The 20,915-nt window shown below is 70.8% G+C and carries 21 protein-coding genes; 15 read left to right on the top strand and 6 right to left on the bottom strand.

All coding sequences use genetic code 11. The features are described 5' to 3' along the window. Positions 1 to 8: 8 nt before the first annotated feature. The 4 genes from OHT76_RS21095 to OHT76_RS21080 form a co-directional block, all read right to left on the bottom strand. A complete protein-coding gene (locus OHT76_RS21095; protein WP_328872405.1) occupies positions 9 to 293 on the bottom strand; it encodes a hypothetical protein in 285 nt (94 codons plus the stop codon). A gap of 70 nt (positions 294 to 363) precedes the next feature. Further along, entirely contained in the window at positions 364 to 1,029 is a 666-nt protein-coding gene (locus OHT76_RS21090) for an HdeD family acid-resistance protein (RefSeq protein WP_328872404.1), read from the bottom strand. Positions 1,030 to 1,084: 55 nt separating this feature from the next. Then, a complete protein-coding gene (locus OHT76_RS21085; RefSeq protein WP_328872403.1) occupies positions 1,085 to 1,669 on the bottom strand; it encodes an HhH-GPD-type base excision DNA repair protein in 585 nt (194 codons plus the stop codon). Between the two features lie 24 nt (positions 1,670 to 1,693). Beyond that, positions 1,694 to 2,398 carry a siderophore-interacting protein gene (locus OHT76_RS21080; RefSeq protein ID WP_328872402.1) on the bottom strand — a complete coding sequence of 235 codons (705 nt, stop codon included), beginning with the start codon at positions 2,396 to 2,398 and terminating at the stop codon, positions 1,694 to 1,696. 88 nt (positions 2,399 to 2,486) lie between these two features. Between OHT76_RS21080 and OHT76_RS21075 the strand changes: the two genes are divergently transcribed. From OHT76_RS21075 to OHT76_RS21030, 10 genes are all read left to right on the top strand, one after another. Beyond that, a complete protein-coding gene (locus tag OHT76_RS21075; RefSeq protein WP_328872401.1) occupies positions 2,487 to 4,535 on the top strand; it encodes a penicillin acylase family protein in 2,049 nt (682 codons plus the stop codon). Further along, the gene (locus OHT76_RS21070; protein ID WP_328872400.1) at positions 4,528 to 5,112 is read left to right on the top strand and encodes a GNAT family N-acetyltransferase; all 585 of its coding nucleotides are present in this window, start codon (positions 4,528 to 4,530) and stop codon (positions 5,110 to 5,112) included. The genes OHT76_RS21075 and OHT76_RS21070 overlap by 8 nt, the downstream gene beginning before the upstream one ends. Then, a complete protein-coding gene (locus OHT76_RS21065) occupies positions 5,109 to 5,588 on the top strand; it encodes a cupin domain-containing protein (protein ID WP_328872399.1) in 480 nt (159 codons plus the stop codon). Before OHT76_RS21070 ends, OHT76_RS21065 begins: the two co-directional genes overlap by 4 nt. Then, positions 5,585 to 6,334, top strand: coding sequence for an SDR family NAD(P)-dependent oxidoreductase (locus tag OHT76_RS21060; RefSeq protein ID WP_328872398.1), 750 nt, complete (start codon positions 5,585 to 5,587; stop codon positions 6,332 to 6,334). Before OHT76_RS21065 ends, OHT76_RS21060 begins: the two co-directional genes overlap by 4 nt. A 94-nt stretch (positions 6,335 to 6,428) precedes the next feature. Then, positions 6,429 to 8,189 carry a copper resistance CopC/CopD family protein gene (locus tag OHT76_RS21055; protein WP_328876586.1) on the top strand — a complete coding sequence of 587 codons (1,761 nt, stop codon included), beginning with the start codon at positions 6,429 to 6,431 and terminating at the stop codon, positions 8,187 to 8,189. Between the two features lie 181 nt (positions 8,190 to 8,370). After that, on the top strand, positions 8,371 to 9,666 hold the full coding sequence (locus tag OHT76_RS21050; protein ID WP_328872397.1) for an ABC transporter substrate-binding protein: 1,296 nt from the start codon (positions 8,371 to 8,373) through the stop codon (positions 9,664 to 9,666). After that, on the top strand, positions 9,663 to 10,634 hold the full coding sequence (locus OHT76_RS21045; protein WP_328872396.1) for a carbohydrate ABC transporter permease: 972 nt from the start codon (positions 9,663 to 9,665) through the stop codon (positions 10,632 to 10,634). Before OHT76_RS21050 ends, OHT76_RS21045 begins: the two co-directional genes overlap by 4 nt. Further along, a complete protein-coding gene (locus OHT76_RS21040) occupies positions 10,631 to 11,515 on the top strand; it encodes a carbohydrate ABC transporter permease (protein ID WP_328872395.1) in 885 nt (294 codons plus the stop codon). Before OHT76_RS21045 ends, OHT76_RS21040 begins: the two co-directional genes overlap by 4 nt. A 29-nt stretch (positions 11,516 to 11,544) precedes the next feature. Next, entirely contained in the window at positions 11,545 to 12,861 is a 1,317-nt protein-coding gene (locus OHT76_RS21035) for a glycoside hydrolase family 36 protein (protein WP_328872394.1), read from the top strand. Further along, complete coding sequence (locus OHT76_RS21030; RefSeq protein WP_328872393.1) at positions 12,858 to 14,846, top strand: beta-galactosidase; 1,989 nt, start codon at positions 12,858 to 12,860, stop codon at positions 14,844 to 14,846. Before OHT76_RS21035 ends, OHT76_RS21030 begins: the two co-directional genes overlap by 4 nt. A gap of 4 nt (positions 14,847 to 14,850) precedes the next feature. On the opposite strand, the gene OHT76_RS21025 is transcribed toward OHT76_RS21030, so the two are convergent. Beyond that, positions 14,851 to 15,351, bottom strand: a complete 501-nt coding sequence (locus OHT76_RS21025) for a DUF4396 domain-containing protein (RefSeq protein ID WP_328872392.1) — start codon at positions 15,349 to 15,351, stop codon at positions 14,851 to 14,853. A gap of 257 nt (positions 15,352 to 15,608) precedes the next feature. On the opposite strand from OHT76_RS21025, the gene OHT76_RS21020 reads away from it, so the two are divergent. The 5 genes from OHT76_RS21020 (at position 15,609) to OHT76_RS21000 (ending at position 20,372) form a co-directional block, all read left to right on the top strand. Continuing rightward, the gene (locus OHT76_RS21020; RefSeq protein WP_443049818.1) at positions 15,609 to 16,505 is read left to right on the top strand and encodes an ABC transporter ATP-binding protein; all 897 of its coding nucleotides are present in this window, start codon (positions 15,609 to 15,611) and stop codon (positions 16,503 to 16,505) included. After that, positions 16,502 to 17,350 carry an ABC transporter permease gene (locus tag OHT76_RS21015; RefSeq protein ID WP_328872391.1) on the top strand — a complete coding sequence of 283 codons (849 nt, stop codon included), beginning with the start codon at positions 16,502 to 16,504 and terminating at the stop codon, positions 17,348 to 17,350. The genes OHT76_RS21020 and OHT76_RS21015 overlap by 4 nt, the downstream gene beginning before the upstream one ends. Positions 17,351 to 17,438: 88 nt before the next feature. Beyond that, on the top strand, positions 17,439 to 18,419 hold the full coding sequence (locus OHT76_RS21010) for an LLM class flavin-dependent oxidoreductase (RefSeq protein WP_328872390.1): 981 nt from the start codon (positions 17,439 to 17,441) through the stop codon (positions 18,417 to 18,419). Further along, positions 18,412 to 19,107 carry a flavoprotein gene (locus OHT76_RS21005; RefSeq protein ID WP_328872389.1) on the top strand — a complete coding sequence of 232 codons (696 nt, stop codon included), beginning with the start codon at positions 18,412 to 18,414 and terminating at the stop codon, positions 19,105 to 19,107. The genes OHT76_RS21010 and OHT76_RS21005 overlap by 8 nt, the downstream gene beginning before the upstream one ends. Beyond that, a complete protein-coding gene (locus OHT76_RS21000) occupies positions 19,104 to 20,372 on the top strand; it encodes a hypothetical protein (protein WP_328872388.1) in 1,269 nt (422 codons plus the stop codon). The genes OHT76_RS21005 and OHT76_RS21000 overlap by 4 nt, the downstream gene beginning before the upstream one ends. 75 nt (positions 20,373 to 20,447) lie before the next feature. On the opposite strand, the gene OHT76_RS20995 is transcribed toward OHT76_RS21000, so the two are convergent. Further along, positions 20,448 to 20,870: a helix-turn-helix domain-containing protein gene (locus tag OHT76_RS20995; RefSeq protein ID WP_328872387.1), complete on the bottom strand. Its 423-nt coding sequence runs from the start codon at positions 20,868 to 20,870 to the stop codon at positions 20,448 to 20,450. Positions 20,871 to 20,915 lie beyond the last annotated feature (45 nt).

The raw sequence follows: 20,915 nt of genomic DNA, 5'->3' as shown, positions 1-20,915 counted from the left end.
CGGTTCTGTCAGCAGCGCAGGACCACCGAGCGGCGGGCCGGTGGATCCCATGGGCGGGGCGTGGCGACGGACGCCTCGGGGCGGGGTGAGGGTTTTGGGGGTACGGCGGTGGCGGGCGGCCGGGGGCGGTGCGCGCGGCGGGGGGACACCTGGCGCAGAGCCGTGTCCATGACGTCGTACTCGACGATCTCGCCCGCTTGGACGGCCGGTGCCACGGGGATCTCGGCGGGGGCCGCCGGCAGGCACAGGGCGAGCAGCAGGACGAAGGCGCGGAGCCAGGTTCTGGTGCTCATGGTTGCTGGTCTGCCCTGGTGGTGTACGGCGTGGAACGCGCCGTCCGTGGGATCCGCCCGCACGGCGTACTCACACCTCGCGCGGGACCTGCTTGGCGCGGCCGCGGATGCGTACCGCCGTGACGATCTCGACGAGGCCGACGGCGATGAGCCAGATCCCGCCGACGACGGTGAGGACGAAGACCGACTCGAAGGGGGAGTCGATCAGCACGATCCCGCCGATGAAGGTGACGATGCCGAGGAAGATCTGCCAGCCGCGGGCGGGCATCGCCGGGTCGGAAACGGCGGCGACGGTCTGGGTGATGCCGCGGATCAGCCAGCCGATGCCGATCCACAGGGCGAGCAGCAGCAGTGACTGCATCGGTCCGCGGAAGCAGAACAGGCCCAGCAGGATGGAGAGGGCACCGCTGATGAAGCCCAGCACGCGCAGCGAGGTCGTCTTGTGCGTGCCGAACGCGGCGACCAGCTGGAAGACGCCGCTGATCAGGAGGTAGAAGCCGAACAGGAAGCCGGTGGCGCGCAGCGTGGAGCCCGGCCAGATCAGCACCAGCACGCCGAGGATCAGCGACGCGATGCCGGTGAGCAGCACCACCTGCCAGGCGGCCTGGGACAGGGCGTGCAACGGCCCCTCGAAGGGCGGCTCGGGCTCATGCCCACCGCGCGGGGGGTGCTGCGCGTGAACCTTGCGGTCGTCGAACTCGGGGCCCCAGGCGGGGCCGGACGGTACCTCGGTCATGGTTCATGGTGGGAACGACCGGGCCCGCCCTGCCACCAAGGGTGGGCCGAACGGCTTACTTCTTGGCCGCCTTGGCCGCCGCCTTCATCTCCTGCTTGTGCGCCCGCACCTTCGCCAGTGACTCCGGTCCCGTGATGTCGGCAACGGACCGGAAGGACTTGGCCTCGCCGTACGACCCGGCCGCCTCCCGCCAGCCCCTGGGGGCCACGCCGAGCTGCTTGCCCAGCAGGGCGAGGAAGATCTGTGCCTTCTGCTTGCCGAAGCCGGGGAGTTCCTCCAGGCGCCGGAGCAGTTCTTTGCCGTCCGTGACGCCCTTCCAGACCAGCTCGGCGTTTCCGTCGTAGTGCTCGACCAGGTACTGGCACAGCTGCTGGATGCGCTTGGCCATGGACCCCGGGTAGCGGTGCACGGCCGGCTTCTCCGACAGCAGCGCCACGAAGGCCTCCGGGTCCTGCGCGGCGATGTCGTGCGCGTCCAGGTCGTCCGTACCGATCCGGTCCGCGATCGTCCGGGGCCCCTTGAACGCCCACTCCATCGGAACCTGCTGATCGAGCAGCATCCCGACCAGCGCGGCGAGCGGACTGCGGCCGAGCAACTCGTCGGCGTCCGGGTCCTGGGCGAGGTGAAGGGTGACGTCCATGGCTCGATGATGCCGCGTACGGGGTCAGGTCGCGCGCCAGTACCCCAGCGCGTGCATACGGTCCTTGGCGACGCCCAGTTCCTTGCGGGCGTACATCGACAGGGTGCGGGTCGTCGTCGTGTCGCAGGCGATCCAGATGTACGGGTGCTCGGTGGACTTGAGCAGGGCGGGGAGGTCCGCGCGTACGGCGTCGACGAGGTCGTGGCGTGGGACCGTGCGGACGTCGGCCGGGTCGCCGCGGAACGGCAGTCCGTCCAGGTTCCCCTCGAACCAGATCGTCGCCGGGGCCGAACCCAGTTCGTCCAGGAGGGAGTTGAGCGCGGGCAGTGAAGCCGGGTCGGCCATCGCGAAGACGTGCGAGGGCTCGGGCCGGGGCCGCTGGAAGCCCGTGCCCTGGACCGTCGCCTCGATGGTGTTCCCGGGCTTCGCCGCCCGCGCCCAGTCGCTGGCGCATCCTTCGTGGAGCGCGAATTCGAGGCTGAAAGTGCCGGCGTGAGGGTCGGGGTCGACCAGGGTGTACGCCCGCTGATGCGGCTTGCCGCCGTTCTCGAACCACAGCCGGACCCACATCGTCGGGTGGACGCCGGTGGCCGCGAGCATGCCGCCGTCGGTGAGATGGAGCCGCCGGTAGTCGGAGGAGACGTCCTCGGCGCCGGTGACCGTGAACTCGAAGTCCTTGGCGCCCAGCAGTTTCAGGACCGTGCCCTGCCAACCGTGCCCCTGCCCCATTGCCTCTTCACCCTTCGCGTACTATTCCGCCACGAATTACTTAGGCAAGGCTAACCTAAAGCACAGTACTAGCACAGGAGGGTGACAGGTGACCGCCGAGATCTACCGCGACGCCTGGGGCATCCCGCATCTGCGGGCGGACGGGGTGGGCGAACTCGCCCGCGCCCAGGGCCGCGTCACCGCCCTCGACCGGGCCTGGCAGCTGGAGGTGGAGCGACGCCGCGCCCAGGGCACCTCCGCCGCCCTCCTCGGCCCGGACTCCCTGCCCTGGGACCGCTTCGTCCGGCGGGCCAGGCTCGACGACACCGCCCGCCGCTGCTGGGCCGAGCTGGAACGGACGGATCCGGAGACGGCCGCGTGGATACGGGCGTACGTCGACGGTGTCAACGAGGGTCTCGCGGAGGCGTCCCTGCCCGTCGGCATCCCCGGCCGCTGGGAGCCCTGGACCCCGCTCGGGGTCTGGCTCGGCATCCACATCCTCTTCGCCGGCTTCCCGGCCAAGCTCTGGCGCGAGCAGGCGGTGCGGCATCTCGGCGCGGAGGCCGTGGGCCTGTTCGCCATCGACGGGCCCGGCACCTCCGGCAGCAACGGCTGGCTGGTCGGCGGCGAGCGGACGGTCACCGGGCAGCCGATCATCGCGGGCGATCCGCACCGGTTCATCGAGGACGCCGGCGTCTACCAGCAGATCCGCCTGTCCTGCCCCGAGTTCGACGTCGTGGGCCTCGCCGTCCCGGGCGTCCCCGGCATCGCCCACTTCGGGCACACCGGCACGGTCGCCTGGGCCATCACCAACGCCATGGCCGACTACCAGGACCTGTACCGGGAGCGGCTGCGGCGGACGGGCGCGGGGGTCGAGGCCCTTGGTCCGGACGGGACTTGGGCCCGCGCCGCCCGGCACACCGAGATCGTCGAGGTGGCCGGCGAGGAGCCGGTCGAGGTCGAGGTGATCGAGACCGAACGGGGTCCGGTCGTCATCGGCGGCCCCGAAGGGCTCGACGACGGCACCGAGTGCGCCGTCAGCCTCCGCTACCCGCCCCGCGTCACCGGCGACCTCGGCTTCGGCGCCCTCCTCCCCCTGTTGCGGGCCCGTCGGGTCGCCGACGTGGACCGGGCCTTCGACCGCTGGACCGAGCCGGTCAATGTCGTGCAGGCCGCCGACACCGAGGGCGGACTGCTGCACCGGGTCGCCGGGAAGGTGCCGGACCGGTCCGAGGCCAACCGCGTACACCTCGTGCCCGCCTGGGAACCCGGCCACGAGTGGCGGGGCTGGCACGAGATGCCGTACGGCGAACTCGCCGACGGAGTCGCGGTGATGGCCAACCAGCGCGGCCCGGCCACGCCCCTCGGCGTCGAGTTCGCCCCGCCGCACCGAGCCGACCGCATCGCCGCGCTGCTGGGGGAGAAGGACAAGTGGTCGCCGGGCGACATGCCCGCGATCCACACCGACACCCATCTCGCCTCCGCCGCCCCCCTGATGGACCACCTGACCGCCCTCGAGGGCCTCTCCCCCGAGGCGGCCCGCCTCCGCGAGACGCTCCTGAGCTGGGACCGCCGGATGGAGGCGGACAGCGGACCCGCCGCGCTCTACGCGGCGGTGCGCAGCGCGGTCGTACGACAGCTCGCCGCGCACCCCGCCTTCGCCGCCCTGACCACCCTGCCCGCCTACCCCGAGGTCCTGCTCCCCTGGCTCGCCCTCGTCCCGCGCATCGGCTTCGCCCTCGAACACCTGCTGCGCGCCGAGGAGTTGTACGGCATCGACCGGCCGGAAGCCGTGCGCGCGGCCGTGGAGCAGGTCGCCGCGCAGCCGCCGCAGGGCGTGTGGGGCGACACCCACCGTCTCGCCCCCTGGCGGGCGATCGCGGCCGAGTACGACGAACCAGGTCTCTCCGGCGACCACGACTGTGTGCTGTGCACCTCCGCCGTGCCCGGCATCACCGACCTCGCCGCACGCGGCCCGGCGGCCCGGTACGTGTGGGACCTGGCCGACCGTGAACACAGCCTGTGGGTGGTGCCGTTCGGCGCCTCGGGGGTGCCGGGCACGCCCCACCACCGCGATCAACTGCCCCTGTGGACAAGGGGAGATCTCGTCCCCGTTGTCACCGATTTCGCGCTACTGAAGAAGGAGACCGATGTCTGAGCCCCGCGAGGTGGTGCACGAGGAGGCCGCCGTGCGGATCCTGCGCCTGGACCCGCAGGCCGACGCCGAGGTCGTGCACGGCTGGGTGAGCGAGGAACGCGCCTCCTTCTGGGGCATGAACGGCCTCACCCGCGAGCAGGTCGCCGAGATCTACGGCCATCTGGACACCCTCGACACCCACCACGCCTTCCTCGTCCAGCGGGACGGCGTACCGGCCGCGCTGCTCCAGACGTACGAGCCGGAGGCCGACCGGGTCAGCGAGTGCTACGACGTGGAGCCCGGCGACATCGGCGTCCATCTGCTGCTCGCGCCCGCCGGTCCTGAGGGCGCCCGTCCCGGCTGGACGGCCGGACTCGTGCGCGCGATCCTGTCGTACGTCCTCATCGGCCTCGACCGGCGGCGGGTCGTCGTCGATCCCGACGCGGCCAACGAGAAGGCGATCGCCCGTTTCGCGAAGCAGGGCTTCGAGGCGGGACCCCTTGTCACCCTCCCCGAGATCGACATCCCGGACGTCTACTTGCCCGAGAAGAAGGCCCAACTCGCCTTTATGCGCCGGGAGGTAGCCTTCCCCGGGTGACCCCGGAAGACCTCGTCGCCCACTACAACCTGGAGCCGATACCGCGCGAGGGCGGCCTGTTCCGCCAGACCTGGGCGGGCCCTCGGCGCGCGGACGGCCGCCCTGCGGGCACCGCGATAGTCGCCCTGCTCACCGCCGAGCCGGGCGACTTCTCGGCCCTGCACCGGCTGAACGGCGACGAGGTCTGGCACTTCTACCTCGGCGATCCCCTGGAGATGCTCCTGCTCGCCCCCGACGGCAGCTCCCGCACGCTAGCCCTGGGCCCGGACATACTGCACGGCCAGCAACCGCAGTTGACCGTCCCCGCGGGCACCTGGATGGGAGCGCGGGTGGTGGCAGGGGGCTCCTGGACCTTCTTCGGCTGCACGATGACGCCAGGCTTCACCTACGAGGACTACGAGCACGGCGACGCGGAGTCTCTCGCCGCCTCGTATCCGCACGAGGCCGCGCGGATCGTGGAACTGTGCCGTCCATGAAGCTTCTCGAGGGCCAGGTCGCTCTGATCACCGGGGCCGGTGGAGGCATCGGCCGCGGCATCGCACTGCGGTTCGCCGAGGCCGGCGCGCGGGTGGCCGTGCACTGCCGCACCTCGGTGGACTCGGCACGTGAAGTGGCGTCTCTCATCGGCGAATCGGTCGTCCTGCAAGGAGATCTGACCGTCGAGGAGGAGTGCCGTCGCGTGGTGCGGGAGGCCGCGGAGTGGGGCGGCGGACGGCTGACGGCGCTGGTCAACAACGCCGGAGTGCAGCCGGTGCGGGAACTGTCCGGGATGACGGCCGCCGAGTTTCGGGCGGTGCTGGATGCCAACCTGACGAGTGTGTTCGCCTGTACGCAGGCAGCGGCGGAGGTCATGCGGGGGCGGGGCGGCGGTTCGGTGACCCACATCGCCTCGGTGGAGGCGCGGCTGCCGGCGGAGGGGCACGGGCATTACGCGGCGTCCAAGGCGGCGGTCGTGATGCACGCCCGCTCCGCGGCCCTGGAGTACGGCCGCGACGGCATCCGCGTGAACACGGTCTCACCGGGGCTGATCGAACGGGACGGCCTGGGCGAGGCCTGGCCGGAGGGCGTACGGCGGTGGAGGGCGGCGACGGCTTTGGGGCGGCTCGGGCGGGCGGAGGAGGTCGGGGACGCGTGTGTGTTTCTGGCGTCGCCCATGGCCTCTTGGATCACGGGGCACGATTTGGTCGTGGACGGAGGGGTGTTGGCTCGGCCAACCTGGTGAGCGCGGAGGGCTTGCCGTACGTACGTATCCTCGTGGCTGATACCGGGGAAGACGGAGAGACGACGTGGCCCGACGGCGCGGAGTTCAAGGGCTGGTGCTGCTGGCAGCCGTGCTGGTCCTGCTCGTCCTCGGCGGTGCGGGAACGGCTTCGGCGCACGCGGCCCTCAGCGGTACCGACCCCGAGGACGGAGCCGTCCTCCGAACGGCCCCGCGTCACCTCACCCTGACCTTCACCGAGTCCGTCGGCTTCCTCGACGACTCCGTCCGCGTCCTGGGCCCTGACGGCAGGCGACTGCGGCTGGGGGAGGCCGAGCACGCGGAGGACGCCGACACGGCCCGCGTGAACCTGCCCCGCGGTCTGGACGAGGGCACCTACACGGTGGCCTGGCGCGTGGTGTCGGCGGACAGCCACCCGGTGTCGGGCGCGTTCACGTTCTCGATCGGCAAGCCGTCCCCGACGCCGGTCGCGGTCGACACCGGTCCCACGGAGGATCCGGCGACCGCGGCCCTCCACAAGATCGCCCGCTATCTGGCGTACCTCGGGGCTGCCCTGCTCATCGGCACGGCGGCGTTCATCGTCGTATGCCGCCCGGAGGACCCCGGGGTGCTGCGCAGGCCGCTCCTCATCGGCTGGTGGACCTTGCTGGGCACGACACTGGCGCTGTTGGTGCTTCGGGCCCCGTACGAGACAGGCGAAGGCCCGGCGGCGGCCCTGGATCTGGAGGCCTTCACCAGAACCCTCACGGGCCGCCCAGGCCTGGCCCTGCTGGCACGGCTGGCCCTGCTCCTGCTGACAGCCACGTATCTCCGACGGCTGGGCAGCGCAGGTAAGGGGCGCGGGGCTGTATCGATTTGCGGCTCCGCCGCGGGGCGCGACCAGCCACAATGGCGCCGCACCCTCCCACCGGCCTTCCTCGCCACCGCCCTCGCCCTCACCTGGGCCGCATCAGACCACGCCTCCGCAGGCATCCAGGTACCCCTGGCGATGACCTCATCCGTACTGCACCTTCTGGCGACAGCGGTATGGCTGGGCGGCCTCACAGCCCTGCTCATCACCCTGTACCGAGCCCACCCGACCCCGGAAACAGTCACCCGCTTCTCCCGCCTCGCCTTCGCCTCGGTCACCGTCCTGGTCATCACCGGCACCTACCAGTCCTGGCGAGGCCTCGGCGACTGGGACGCGCTCACCGGCACGACCTACGGCAGGCTCCTGACCCTCAAGCTGGCCGCGGTGGTCCTGCTCCTCGCCGCCGCGGCGGTATCCCGCAGCTGGACGGCCAGGCTGGCTGCCGTACCTGAAGCCGTAAGCCACAAGGTCCCGCAACCCGCAGGCGGCCCCCCGCTCCCCGAACCGCCCCCACCTCCAGCCCCCGAGACCAACCCCCGCGCCCTTCGCCGCTCGGTCCTGGCCGAAGTCGCCGTGGGCGTCATCGTGCTGGTGATCACGACCGTGCTCACCGGGACTCTGCCTTCGCGCGCCGAGGCGGAGGCCGCCCAGGCCGCGCCCCCGACCGGCGGCACCGTCGCGGTCACGGTCCCCTTCGACGTCGGCACCCCCGGCGGTACCGGCAAGGTCGAACTCACCCTCGACCCCGGTCGGGTCGGCGACAACGCCCTGCAGGCCGTGGTGTTCGGACCGGACGGCGGTCTGTCCACCGTCCCCGAGCTGCGTGTCTCCTTCACGCTCCCCGCCCAGGACATCGGCCCGCTCGACGCAGGGCTGAAAGACCAGGGCGGCTACTGGGCGAACAGCTTCGTCAATCTGCCCCTCGCCGGCACCTGGACCATGAAGATCACCGTGCGGGTCTCGGAGATCGACCAGGTGAGCGTGGAGCGGCGGATCCAGATCCGCTAGGCGACTCAAGTCGGTCACATTTCAACAAAGCACCTCGGCGGCTCTTGACGTATGACAGGACATCCGGCTGTTATTACGCCACCCTCTGTTCGGTCCAGTTGGTTTCTGATTGGTTTCGACCAATTTCGGGGCGGTGTGCGCGCCACCGCCCCTGGGACCGCCCCTGCCTCAGGAGCCGCACATGCTCGACAACCTCCCCTCCCCCTCGCGCCGCACCCTGCTGCGCGGCATCGGCGGCGCCGCCGTTCTCGGCGCCGGCATACCCCTGCTCAGCGCGTGTGGCGGCAGTGGTGCGGCCGCCGATCCGAAGACCGTGACCCTCGGGTCGAAGGCGTCCGACCCGGTGCCGAAGAAGGCCTTCGCGGACATCTACGCGGCCTACCAGAAGAAGTCCGGCATCACGGTCGACGTGAACACCAAGGACTCCAACACCTTCCAGGAGCAGATCAACTCCTACCTCCAGGGCACGCCGGACGACGTGTTCACCTGGTTCGCCGGCTACCGGATGCAGTTCTTCGCGGCCAAGGGCCTCGCCACCCCGATCGACGACGTGTGGCAGACCATCGGCGGCAACTTCCCCGAGGCGATGCACAAGCTCAGCAAGGGCGAGGACGGCAAGTACTACTTCGTGCCGCTGTACTCGTACCCCTGGGCCGTCTTCTACCGGAAGAGCGTCTTCCAGCAGTACGGCTATGAAGTCCCCACCACCTGGGACGACTTCGTCGCCCTGTGCAAGCAGATGCAGAAGGACAAGCTGGTCCCGATCGCCTTCGGCGACAAGGACGCCTGGCCCGCGCTCGGCACCTTCGACCAGATCAACTTCCGCCAGAACGGCTACGACTTCCACGTCGACCTGATGGCCGGCAAGGCCGCCTGGACCGACGCCAAGGTCCGTAAGACCTTCGACCTGTGGACCGAGATCCTCCCCTACCACCAGGAGGGCTCCACGGGCCGGACCTGGCAGGACGCGGCCCAGACCCTGGCATCGAAGAAGGCCGGCATGTATATGCTCGGCACCTTCGTGGCCCAGCAGTTCACCAACAAGGCCGACCTGGACGACCTCGACTTCTTCGCCTTCCCGGAGATCGACCCGGCGTTCGGCCAGGACACCGTCGAGGCGCCGACCGACGGCTTCATGATGAGCAAGAGCCCGAAGAACAAGGCCCAGGCCGTCAAGCTCCTGGAGTACCTGGGCACTTCGGCCGCCGAGGACATCTACCTCAAGTCCGACCCGAGCGTGGTGCACGCCACCACCGACGCGGACACCGCCTCGTACACCACCCTTCAGAAGAAGGCGTACGAGATGATCGCGGGCGCCAAGAGCCTCACCCAGTTCATGGACCGCGACAGCCGCCCGGACTTCACCTCCACGGTGATGCAGCCCGCGCTGCAGAAGTTCATCCGTGACCCCAAGGGCGTCGACAGTCTGCTGTCCTCGATCGAGCGCCAGAAGAAGACGATCTTCGCGTCCTCATGAGCACCCAGATCACCGAGGAGATCCCGGAGGCGGCCACCGTGCCGCCTCCGGGCGCCGCCCCCAAGGCCGTTCATGGCCACCGCCGCCTGCTCACCCGCCGCGACCGGCTCACTCTCGGTCTGATGGCGGGTCTGCCGACGATCCTGCACATCGCCCTCGTCTGGGTCACCGCCCTCGCCTCGATCGCGCTCGCCTTCACCACCTGGGACGGCATCGGCTTCGACTCGATCCAGTGGGTGGGCCTGCAGAACTTCAAGGAACTGTTCGAGCAGAACCCGCAGTTCTGGCCCGCCGTCCAGCACAACGTCATCTGGTTCGCCGTGCTGATCGTGATCCCGACCCCGCTCGGCCTGTTCCTGGCCGTGCAGCTGGACAAAAAGATCCGCTTCAGCCGGGTCTACCAGACGGCCTTCTTCCTGCCCGTCGTGATGTCGATGGCCGTGATCGGCTTCGTCTGGCAGCTGATCTACAACCCCGACACCGGCCTGATCAACAGCGTCATCGGCGCCAACGAGCCCGGCAAGTACATCGACTGGATCGGCGACCCGGACCTCAACCTCTGGGCCATCCTGATCGCCGCGTCCTGGCGGCACGCCGGGTACATGATGATCCTCTACCTGGCCGGTCTGAAGGGCGTCGACCCCTCGCTGCGGGAGGCCTCCGCGCTGGACGGGGCGAGCGAATGGCAGACGTTCAAGAACGTCATCTTCCCGACCCTGCGCCCCACCAACACGGTCGTCCTGGTCGTCACGATCATCGAGGCCCTGCGCGCCTTCGACCTCGTCTACGTCTTCAACGGCGGCGCCGAGGGCACCGAGCTGCTCTCCATCCTCGTGACCAGCAACATCATCGGCGAGTCCAGCCGGATCGGATACGGCTCCGCCATCGCGGTCGTTCTGCTGCTGATCTCGCTCGTCGTGATCGTCCCGTACCTGGTCGCCACCTTCCGGAAGGAGCGGCGCGCATGAGCACTCTCGCTCTGAAAAAGCCGAAGACGCCGATCCGCCCCGCCCGGATCCTGCTGCACCTCTTCCTCGCGGGCGCCGCCCTGGCCTGGCTCGCGCCGCTGCTCTGGGCGGTCTACGCGGCGATGCGGCCGTACGCGGAGACGAGCGAGAAGGGATATGTGTCCTGGCCGGACACGCTGAACTTCGACAACTTCACCAACGCGTTCACGCAGTCGGACATGACGCACTACTTCGTGAACACGCTGATCATCGCCGTCCCGGCGGTCCTGCTGACGCTGTTCCTGTCGTCGATGGTCGCCTTCTACGTCAGCCGCTTCGACTTCCGCCTCAACCTCGCCCTGCTGCTGGTCTTCACGGCCGGCAATCTGCTCCCGCAGCAGGTCATCATCACCCCGCTGTACCGCCTCTACCTGCTGATCGACCTGCCCGGCATCACCATGTCCGGCAAGCTGTACGACTCCGCGCTCGGCCTCGTCCTCATCCACGTCGCGTTCCAGTCCGGCTTCTGCGCCTTCGTGCTCAGCAACTACATGCGCACGCTGCCGCACGAGCTGACCGAGGCCGCGCTGGTGGACGGCGCCTCGGTGTGGCGCATGTACTGGCAGATCGTGCTGCCGCTGTGCCGTCCGGCGATGGCGGCCCTGGCGACACTGCTGTCCATCTGGATCTACAACGACTTCTTCTGGGCCCTCGTCCTGATCTCGACCGGCGAGAACATGCCGATCACCTCGGCGCTGAACAACCTCACCGGGACGTACTTCACCGACCCCAACCTGGTCGCCGCCGGCGCGCTGCTCACCGCGATCCCCACGCTGATCGTGTACTTCGTGCTTCAGCGGCAGTTCGTCAGCGGTCTCACCCTCGGCGCCAACAAGGGCTGAAGCGCCCCCAGTTCGGAAAGAGAACCACCGTGTCCTTCACCCCCGTAGCCTCCGTGCCCGTGGACCGGCGCACCGCCCGTGTCCACGAGGAGGGCTGGCAGTCCTGGAGCCCCAGTGGGGCGTACGCCCTGGACGCCACGCCGTACCGTCCGACCAACTCCAACTGGGCGACGGTGTGTTACCGGCCCGGGGTGACCGTGCCCGACGGGGTGTTCCAGGGGGAGGGGCTGCTGGCCCTGGCTCCCAAGGGCGAGGACGGACCGGTCGTCGTGTGCGCGGCGGCCGATCCGCGGAGCTCCGTGCCCTCCATCCGGCTCGACGTGCGCGACGGCCGGGCGGAGATCAGCGCCGACGGCAAGGTGGACTTCTACTCCTACCTGGGCCCCGGCGGCATCCAGGGCGCCCTCGCCGACTGGGCCGACAGCCTCGGCCTCACCGAGCCCCGCCCGGCACCCACGGTCTGGTGCTCCTGGTACGAGTACTTCACCGCCGTCACCGAGGACGACATCCACGAGAACCTCCGTGCGATGGACACCCTCGACCTGCCCATTGACGTCGTCCAGATCGACGACGGCTACCAGAGCAGGCTGGGCGACTGGCTCACCCTCTCCGGCCGCTTCCGCTCCCGCGCGGGCATCGCGGACGCCATCCGCGCCCGGGGCCGCAGGGCGGGCATCTGGACGGCCCCCTTCCTGGTGGACCCGGCGAGCGACCTGGCCGCCGAGCACCCGGACTGGCTGGTCCGTACGTCCTCCGGCGCCCCCCTGCACGCGGGCCGCAACTGGGGTCACGACCTGAACGTCCTGGACACGACCCACCCGCACGCGGCGGCGTATCTCGCCGAGGTCTTCCGGACGCTGCGCGCCGAGGGCTACGACTACTTCAAGGTCGACTTCCTCTACGCGGGCGCCCTGGACGGCGTACGCCATGCGGACGTGGACGCGCTCACGGCGTACCGCGACGGCATCCGTCTGATCCGCGAGGCGATCGGCGACGAGGCGTACCTGCTGGGCTGCGGAGCGCCTCTGCTCGCGTCGATCGGCCTGTTCGACGCGATGCGGGTCAGCCCCGACACGGCCCCGCACCGCCGCCCCGAGGCCGACGACTACAGCCAGCCCGGCCAGGACGCCGCCGAGTTCACCGGCGTCGGACGGCAGTGGCAGCACGGCCGCCTGTGGATCAACGACCCCGACTGCCTGATGGCCCGCCCGACGGTGGAGACCCGGGAGCGGTGGGCCGCGCATGTGGAGGCGACGGGCGGTCTGATGGCCTCCAGCGACCGACTGCTGTCGCTGGACGAGTGGGGCGTGTCGACCACGCGCCGGCTGCTCGGAGGTGGCGCGTGAAGGGCATCGCGTACGGCGGCGACTACAACCCCGAGCAGTGGCCCGAGGAGGTCTGGGCCGAGGACATGCGCCTGATGCGCGAGGCCGGGGTGACGATGGTCAGCGTCGGCATCTTCTCGTGGGCGCTGCTGGAACCGGCGGAGGGGTCGTACGACTTCTCCCTGCTGGACCGGGTCCTCGCCATGCTGGAGGCCAACGGCATCGCGGCCGACCTCGCGACCCCCACCGCGGCACCCCCGGCCTGGTTCTTCCGCGCCCACCCGGAGGCGCTCCCCGTCGACAGGGACGGCAGGAGACTGTCGTACGGCAGCCGCCAGACGTTCTGCCCGTCGAGCCCCGCCTACCGGGAGGCGGCCCTGCGGATGGCGCGGGCGCTGGGCGAGCGGTACGCGGACCATCCGGCGGTGGTGATGTGGCACGTCCACAACGAGTACGGCTGCCACAACGCGGAGTGCTACTGCGACGAGAGCGCGGCTTCCTTCCGGCGCTGGCTGAGGGCTCGGTACGCAGATGACCTGGCAGCCCTGAACGACGCCTGGGGCACGCGGTTCTGGAGCCAGTGGTACTACGACTGGGACGAGATCCTCCCGCCCCGCGCCACGGGTGCCGTGCCGAACCCCACCCATCAGTTGGACTGGCGTCGCTTCTGCAGCGACGAGCTGCTGTCGCTGTACGAGGCGGAGCGCGAGGTGCTGCGGGAGGCGGGCCCCTCGATCCCCGCCACCACCAATTTCATGGTGATGTACAACTTCGACGCGCTGGACTACTGGCGCTGGGCCCCGAAGCTGGACGTGGTCTCGAACGACCACTATCTCCAGTCGGCCGACCCCGAGTCGGAGATCGACATCGCGCTGAGCGGCGATCTGGTCCGCTCGCTGGCGGGCGGGCGCCCGTGGCTGCTGATGGAGCACTCCACGGGCGCGGTGAACTGGCAGCCGGTGAACCGGGCGAAGAACCCCGGGGAGTTGAGGCGGAACGCCCTGGCCCATGTCGCCCGGGGCGCGGACGGTATCGCCTACTTCCAGTGGCGGGCGGCGAAGGCGGGCGCCGAGCAGTGGCACTCGGCGATGCTTCCGCACGCCGGTACGGACAGCCAGATCTGGCGGGACGTGGTGCAACTGGGCGCGGATCTGAGGGCCTTGGCCGAGGTGGGCGGCAGCGTCGGTACGGCCGAGGTGGCGATCGTCTGGGACTGGAACTCCCGCTGGGCGATGGAACTCCCCTCCCAGCCCAGCGCCGAACTGCACTTCCAGGACCTGGTCCGCGCCTGGTACGAGCCGCTGTGGCGAGCGGGCGTCGCGGTGGACTTCGTACGCCCGGACGCGGATCTGTCGGCTTACCGGCTGGTGCTTGCCCCCTCGCTGTACCTGGTGGACGAGGAGGGCGCGGCGAATCTGACGGCCTTCGCCTCGAACGGCGGCACGCTGGCCGTCGGCTTCCACAGCGGGGCCGTGGACGAGAACTGCCATGTGCGGCTGGGGGGTTACCCCGGGGCGTTCCGGGAGCTGCTGGGCGTGACGACCGACGAGCTCTTCCCCTTGCTGCCGGGGGAGTCGGTGGGGCTGAGCGACGGCGGTACGGCGACGCTGTGGACCGAGCGGGTGCGGTTGGCGGGGGCGAGTGCGGTGACGTCGTACACGTCCGGCCCGCTGACCGGCGTACCGGCGGTGACGCGGCATGATTACGGCGCCGGTGCCGCCTGGTACGTGGCCACAGCTCCGGATCCTTCGACACTGGCGGCGCTTCTGGACCGTATCCGCGAGGAGGCGGGAGTGGAGCCGGTGCGCAACGCCCCTCCGGGTGTGGAGGTGGCGTTGCGGCGCGGCGCTGACGCCGATTTCCTCTTCCTGATCAACCACACGTCCCGCGGCACGGAGGTTCCGGTGGCGCCCGGCGCGCTCGAACTGCTCACCGGGAAGGCGGTGGAGGGTTCGGTGCGGGTGCCGGCGGGTGATGTGGCGGTGGTGCGGGAGCCGCGCGGCTGAGGCATCAGTGGTAGGCGTGGACGACGGCATGTCCCTTGCCCCGCCCGATCATCCACTTGTTGACGGGCGTGGTGATCACGAACGCGACGGCGAACCCGCCCAGCAGCGCTGACCAGAACAGCGCGTCGTCGAGATGGGCGTCCATGGCCCCCGGGGTGAGGGCGATGATCGCGTTGTCCACGAACTCCATCACGGCGATGGAGACGGTGTCGGCGGCAAGGGCGACCTTGATGGCGGACTTGAGGTCCAGCCCTGCCCGCCGGACGGCGAACAGCGTGAACGAGTACCCGAAGAGGAACGCCAGGGTGATGGCCAGCACCATGGTCGGGGCGTTCCCCCACCCGAGCGCGGTTCCGATCACCATGCCGAGGATCTCGCCGATGGCGCACCCGGTGAGGCAGTGCAGCGTGGCCTTGATCGCCATGCCCCAGGAGGCACCGGCGGCATGACCGCCGTGCCCCGCGTGGTCGTGAGCGGCGGTGGCGTGATGAGCACTGTGATCCATGACTGCGTCCCCAATCCCCACTGACTCAGACCCGTGTCCCCGGGCCCACTACGATCAACCATATACCCCCTAGGGGTATTCCGTCTGCGGTTCATGCCCAAGCAAAGGCGGCAGGTCGTTGGTTGGGGCTCGTACCGGCGCCGCTGCCTGATGCCAAGGAACCACGGGCCTCGGGCCGCCGGGACAGGCGTGTTGGGGCTGGGCCACATTCGGGCGGGGACGGCCCGAGCGGGATTTCCGCCGTTAGGTTCGCCGACATGTCCACTCGCACAGCCGCGCCGCCGTCGGCGCCCTCCACAGGATCGGAGTCCCCCGCGATCAGCGTCCGGGACCTGCGTATGCGCTACGGAGCACGCGAGGTGCTCGACGGGGTGGACCTGGAGGTGCGGCGCGGGGAGGTGCTGGCGCTCCTGGGGCCCAACGGGGCCGGCAAGAGCACCACGATCGAGATCCTCGAAGGGTTCAGGCGCCGCTCCGGCGGCCAGGTCAGCGTGCTGGGAGTCGATCCCGACGACGCCTCGGACGATTGGCGTGCCCGGGTCGGGATCGTCGTCCAGTCCTGGCGGGACCACGCGCGCTGGCGGGTGGGCGAACTGCTGGAGCACTTCGCCCGCTACTACCCGGACCCGCGCAGCCCGGGGGAACTGCTCGACGCGGTCGGCCTGACCGCGCAGGCCAAGCAGGAGTGCCGGCTGCTGTCCGGCGGCCAGCGTCGCCGCCTCGATGTCGCCCTGGGCATCATCGGCCGCCCGGAACTGCTCTTCCTCGACGAGCCGACCACCGGATTCGACCCCGAGTCACGCCGTGACTTCCACCGGCTGATCGAGCGGCTGCGCGAGGTGGAGGGCATGACCATCCTGCTCACCACCCATGACCTCGCCGAGGCCGAACGCCTCTCCGACTCCATCGCCATCCTGGTCGGCGGCCGGGTCATCGCCTCCGGCCCCGTGGACGGGCTCGCCGCGCGGATCCAGGCCCAGGCCGAGGTCCGCTGGCTGCGGGACGGCGTACGGCAGAGCCTGCTCACCGCCGACCCGTCCCAGGCGGTGTGGGAGCTGCACCGCGAGTTCGACGGTCCCGTACCCGGCCTGGAGGTGCGCCGCCCGACGCTGGAGGACACCTACCTGGGCATGCTGCGTCAGGAGAACGCATGATCAGCCGTCAGTCCGTCACGGTGGGCCTGCACCGGGGGCGCGTGGAGCTGCGGCAGATGATGCGCAGCCCGCGCGAATACATGGGCCACCTCACCAATCCGGCCTTCTTCCTCCTCACCGCCTCGCTGCAGGACGGCACCATCCCCGGCAGCAGCGTGGACTCCTCGCGCATGGTCGTCGCGGGCGGCATCGCCTCGATGCTGGTTCTGGTCGCGGTGTCCTGGCTGCCCCAGCAGCTCGCCAACGACCGTGAGGACGGCACGATGCTGCGGCTGCGGGGCACGCCCGGCGGCCTCTCCGCGTACATCGTCTCGAGGACGCTGTCGGTCACCGCGGTGGCGCTGTTCTGCGCGCTGCTGCTCCTGGTGGGCGGCGCGCTGCTCACCGGGTCCGGCTTCCCGGACTCGCTCGCCCGCTGGGTCACGCTGGCGTGGGTCCTCGTCCTCGGCCTGGTCGCGCTCGCCCTGCTCGGCGCGGCCGTGGGCGCCCTGCTGCCCAACCCGCGCCAGGCGCTGGCCTGGGTGATGATCCCCGTACTCGGGCTGCTGTTCGTCTCCGGTGTCTTCTTCCCGGTCACGACCATGCCCCGCTGGCTGCAGATCGTCGGCGAGGTCTTCCCGCTCAAGTGGATCGCGCAGGGCGTGCGGTCCGCGCTGCTGCCCGACAGCGCGCTGGCCGCCGAGACGGCCCAGAGCTGGCAGCACTGGGAGACGGCGGGGGTGCTGACCGCCTGGATCGTCGCCGGTCTGCTGATCACCCCGCGGCTGCTGCTGAGGGCCTCCCGCCGGGAGTCGGGCAGCCGTCTCGCGGCCCGCCGGGAGGCGATCGCGCAGCGCGCCTACTGATCTCGGCTGATTTCAGCGCGCCCAGTTGCTGACTTCTGCGCGCCTAGTCATGGAACGACCGCATTCGACGGAGGGATCGGCGACCGCTGTGGCCACCTCGACACTCACCAGCATCATGTACCCGGTCATGCCCACCGACATCGGGCAGGTCCTCCCCGTGGCCCGCCTGCTGCAGCGCCGCGGTGCGGGACGGCTGTGGGCCGGCCAGTCCCTGCGGCTGGACACCCACCAGATCTTCGCGGCCCTGGCGGGCATGGGCGTACGGGTCCCCATGGGCAGCGGCGTGACACTCGCGCCCCTGCGCCACCCCTACGACGCCGCCGTCCAGGCGCGTTCCGTGGCCGCGCTCTCCGGCTTCCCCTACGTCGCGGGCATCGGCCCGGCGACACCGGACTTCCAGCGGGCGCTGCTCGGCTCCGCGTACCGCAAGCCCCTCACCGCCATGCGGGAGTACGTCACCGTCATGCGCGGTCTGCTCCAGGGCGAGGTGGTGCGCCACGAGGGCGAGTACCACTCCCTGGAGGCGGAGATGTTCGCCCTGGCGGCGCCCGAGGTCGAGATCGGCCTCGGGGTGCTGCGGCCGCGCATGGCGAGGATGGCGGGTGCGGTCGCGGACGTCGCCGTGACCTGGATGACGCCTGCGGGCTACATCGGGGACTCGCTGCTGCCGGCCCTGGCCGACGGTGCCGCCGAGGCGGGGCGCAAGGCGCCGCGCGTGGCGACGGTCGTCCATGTGGCGGTGGCCCGTCCGGGGCGCGACATCCGGCTGGCCGCCCGGGCGGGAGCGGGTGCCCATCTGCGGGCCGATCACTACACGGACATGCTGCGGCGCGGTGGCGTGGAGGCGTATCCCGACGATCCCGACGCGGGTGCGGACGCGCTCGTCGAAGCGGGTGTGTTCGTCGCCGGGACGCCCGACGAGATCGCGGCGGAGCTCGACCGCTACCGGGACAGCGGTGTCGACGAGGTCGTGCTCAACCCGGCCGGTGTGCTGAACACCGAGGGGCTGGGCGCCGGGGTGCGCGACCTCCAGGACATTCTCGCCGCGGTGGACCGCCGTCATGGCTGACCTCATGGACGGGGGCGCGCAGGACGGGGTGGCGGGCGGTCCGGCCCCCGCGTTCGGCGCCCGGAAGGTGTTGTTCGTCGGGACCGGTGCCATGGGCGTGATGTTCATGCCGATGTGGGTCAACTGGGTCCGTACGGCCTACCCCGACATCGAGCTGCGCTGCGTGGTGACGCGCTCCGCCGAACGGTTCGTCACCCGCGGTGCGATCACCGCGTTCGCGGGTGCCGAGGTGCTGCGGGACGTGTGGTCCGAGGAGCCGGAGACCGGCGCCCCGCATGTCGATCTGGCGCACTGGGCGGACGCGGTCGTGGTGCATCCGGCGACGTTCCACTTCGTCAGCAGGTTCGCGCTCGGTATCGCCGACACACCCGTCCTGCTCGCCCTGCAGTGCACGTCGGCACCCATCGGCATCGCTCCCGCGCTGCCGCCGGGCGGGGTCACCTCCCCGGCGTACCGACGCCACGTCGAGGCACTGGAGCAGCGCCCCAACGTGGTGGTGGTCCCACCCCAGCCCGGCTTCAGCGTGACGACAGGCCGCATGGACGCGTCCGTGGCGACTCCGCCGCCTGAGGTGTTCCGGGCGGTTGAGGAGCTGCGGGGGCGGATGTCGGGGGCGGGGGGTGCGGGGGCTTCGCCGCGGGGTGGCGCGGCTGCCGGGGTCGGTTCTGCGCAGGGTGGCGTCGTATGACGGCGGCGGAGGCCGCGGGCGCGCTCACCGGCCCGCCGATCGAGCAGTTCGAGACCGGCTTTCAGCGCACCGCCGTGCACCAGGTCGGCGAGGGCTGCGTGCTGGTCCGCAGGCCCGGCACCGACCGGCCCACCCCCCTTGCTCCGCCCCGCCCTGAGGCCGCCGCGGCTCTGCGCGCGCTGCGCACACCGGACGTGCGGCTGGTGCTGCCGGAGGCGGTGGGCGACGCCCTGCACTACCGGGTGCCCGGCACCGGCGTGGCCGCGAAGCTGTCCGTGCCCGGCGACTGCGCCACCCCGCCCGCGCACGCGGCCGCCGCGCTGCGGGGCACCGGCGCGGCCCTGCGGCAACTGCACACCGAGGTCCCCGTGACCCTCGCGCGCACCGGCCCCCCGGGCCCGGCGCGACTCGCGGCGTGGCTGCGCTCCGACCGGGCGCCCGGGAGCTCGCGTGCCGCCAGTGCCCCGGCGGCTGGGGGGCCGCGTGCCGCCAACACCCTGGCGCCTGGAAGCCCGCATGCCACTAGCACCCTGGCGCCTGGAAGCCCGCATGCCACTAGCACCCTGGCGCCTGGAAGCCCGCATGCCACTAGCACCCTGGCGCCTGGAAGCCCGCATGCCACTAGCACCCTGGCGCCCGGAAGCCCGCATGCCACTAGCACCCCGGCCCCCGGAGGCCCGCGTGCCCCCATCACCCCAACCCCCGCAAGCCCGCCCCCCGCCAACACCCCCGCCCCCGCAGGCCCACGTGCCGCCGCGGCGCTGCACTCCGTGGCTCTGCGTCTGCTCGGCTCCGCCCGCTGGGACCGTGTGCTCGGCTGGTGCGAGGAGTTGGCGGTGGGTCGGCCGGGGGACGTCTTTCTGCACGGCGCACCGAGTCTGGGCTCGATCGTCGTGGGCCCCGAGCCCCCGCACGGTTGGCTGATGATCGGCGAGGAGCTGGCCCGCGGCCCCGCCGATCACGATCTGGGCTGGCTGCTCGGCGAGTTCGTGGAGTGGCGGATGACGCTCGACCGTCCCGTCCTCGCCCCGGCCGCACCCCTGGACCCCGAGGTCTACGAGACGACACGCGCCGCACTGCTGCGCGGGTACGGCCCGCCGGCCGATCCGGTCGCGGCCGGCCGTTCGGCCGTACTCCGCGTCTTCACCCACGCGCACGACTTCGCCGCGTACATGGGCTGGCATCCCGAACTGCTGGAGTACCTGGCGGCCATCGCGGAACTGATCGACGACGAGGGCGCCCGCGCACTGTCCGTACCGCTATGACTAAAAGGGCTGTGCCCCCGACGACAAAGAGTCGCCGGGGGACACAGCCGTATCCGCTCCGGATTCAGCGGGAATTCACCGTCGCCCGCTCGGCCCCTGACCCGAGCCGATGGTTGGCGCGCCAGCGCGTGTAAGTGCGCCTCGGGATGCCCAGGGTGCTGCAGAACCTCGAGACGGTGAGCCCGGCGTCTTTTCGGATCGCCTCGAGGTCGGGGAAGGGACCGAACGATATTCCCCGGACTTCCTGCGGACTCTGAGTTGTACATACGCTTCGCCGAGCGCGGTTTTGAGTTCCGAGATCTCGGCGAGCAGTTCCCGCTCACGCTGGGCGTTGCGCGAGGCGCCGCCCTCAAGAGCCGTACGGCCCCCTTCGAGGAACTGTCGCTTCCAATTGCCGACGGACTGCTCGGAGACATTCGCCTGACGGGCGGCCTCGGCGAGCGTGTGCCGCCCTGAAAGCACGTCGATGACTATCTTGAGTTTGTCGGAAGCAGGCATCACTGGGGGGCGCGGCATCAGTTCCCTTTCTCACGGAAGAGCCAC

The organism is Streptomyces sp. NBC_00287, from assembly GCF_036173105.1.
In the GTDB taxonomy this organism is placed as follows: domain Bacteria; phylum Actinomycetota; class Actinomycetes; order Streptomycetales; family Streptomycetaceae; genus Streptomyces.
Note: the sequence above shows the minus strand (reverse complement) of the source record. Positions and strands in the feature narration are given on the sequence as shown.

Excerpts from the sequence above, each read along its gene's own strand:
- OHT76_RS21095 (WP_328872405.1), bottom strand. The coding sequence starts at position 293 with ATGAGCACCAGAACCTGGCTCCGCGCCTTCGTCCTGCTGCTCGCCCTG.
- OHT76_RS21090 (WP_328872404.1), bottom strand. The coding sequence starts at position 1,029 with ATGACCGAGGTACCGTCCGGCCCCGCCTGGGGCCCCGAGTTCGACGAC.
- OHT76_RS21085 (WP_328872403.1), bottom strand. The coding sequence starts at position 1,669 with ATGGACGTCACCCTTCACCTCGCCCAGGACCCGGACGCCGACGAGTTG.
- OHT76_RS21080 (WP_328872402.1), bottom strand. The coding sequence starts at position 2,398 with ATGGGGCAGGGGCACGGTTGGCAGGGCACGGTCCTGAAACTGCTGGGC.
- OHT76_RS21070 (WP_328872400.1), top strand. The coding sequence starts at position 4,528 with ATGTCTGAGCCCCGCGAGGTGGTGCACGAGGAGGCCGCCGTGCGGATC.
- OHT76_RS21060 (WP_328872398.1), top strand. The coding sequence starts at position 5,585 with ATGAAGCTTCTCGAGGGCCAGGTCGCTCTGATCACCGGGGCCGGTGGA.
- OHT76_RS21050 (WP_328872397.1), top strand. The coding sequence starts at position 8,371 with ATGCTCGACAACCTCCCCTCCCCCTCGCGCCGCACCCTGCTGCGCGGC.
- OHT76_RS21045 (WP_328872396.1), top strand. The coding sequence starts at position 9,663 with ATGAGCACCCAGATCACCGAGGAGATCCCGGAGGCGGCCACCGTGCCG.
- OHT76_RS21040 (WP_328872395.1), top strand. The coding sequence starts at position 10,631 with ATGAGCACTCTCGCTCTGAAAAAGCCGAAGACGCCGATCCGCCCCGCC.
- OHT76_RS21025 (WP_328872392.1), bottom strand. The coding sequence starts at position 15,351 with ATGGATCACAGTGCTCATCACGCCACCGCCGCTCACGACCACGCGGGG.
- OHT76_RS21020 (WP_443049818.1), top strand. The coding sequence starts at position 15,609 with ATGTCCACTCGCACAGCCGCGCCGCCGTCGGCGCCCTCCACAGGATCG.
- OHT76_RS21015 (WP_328872391.1), top strand. The coding sequence starts at position 16,502 with ATGATCAGCCGTCAGTCCGTCACGGTGGGCCTGCACCGGGGGCGCGTG.
- OHT76_RS21005 (WP_328872389.1), top strand. The coding sequence starts at position 18,412 with ATGGCTGACCTCATGGACGGGGGCGCGCAGGACGGGGTGGCGGGCGGT.
- OHT76_RS21000 (WP_328872388.1), top strand. The coding sequence starts at position 19,104 with ATGACGGCGGCGGAGGCCGCGGGCGCGCTCACCGGCCCGCCGATCGAG.
- OHT76_RS20995 (WP_328872387.1), bottom strand. The coding sequence starts at position 20,870 with ATGCCTGCTTCCGACAAACTCAAGATAGTCATCGACGTGCTTTCAGGG.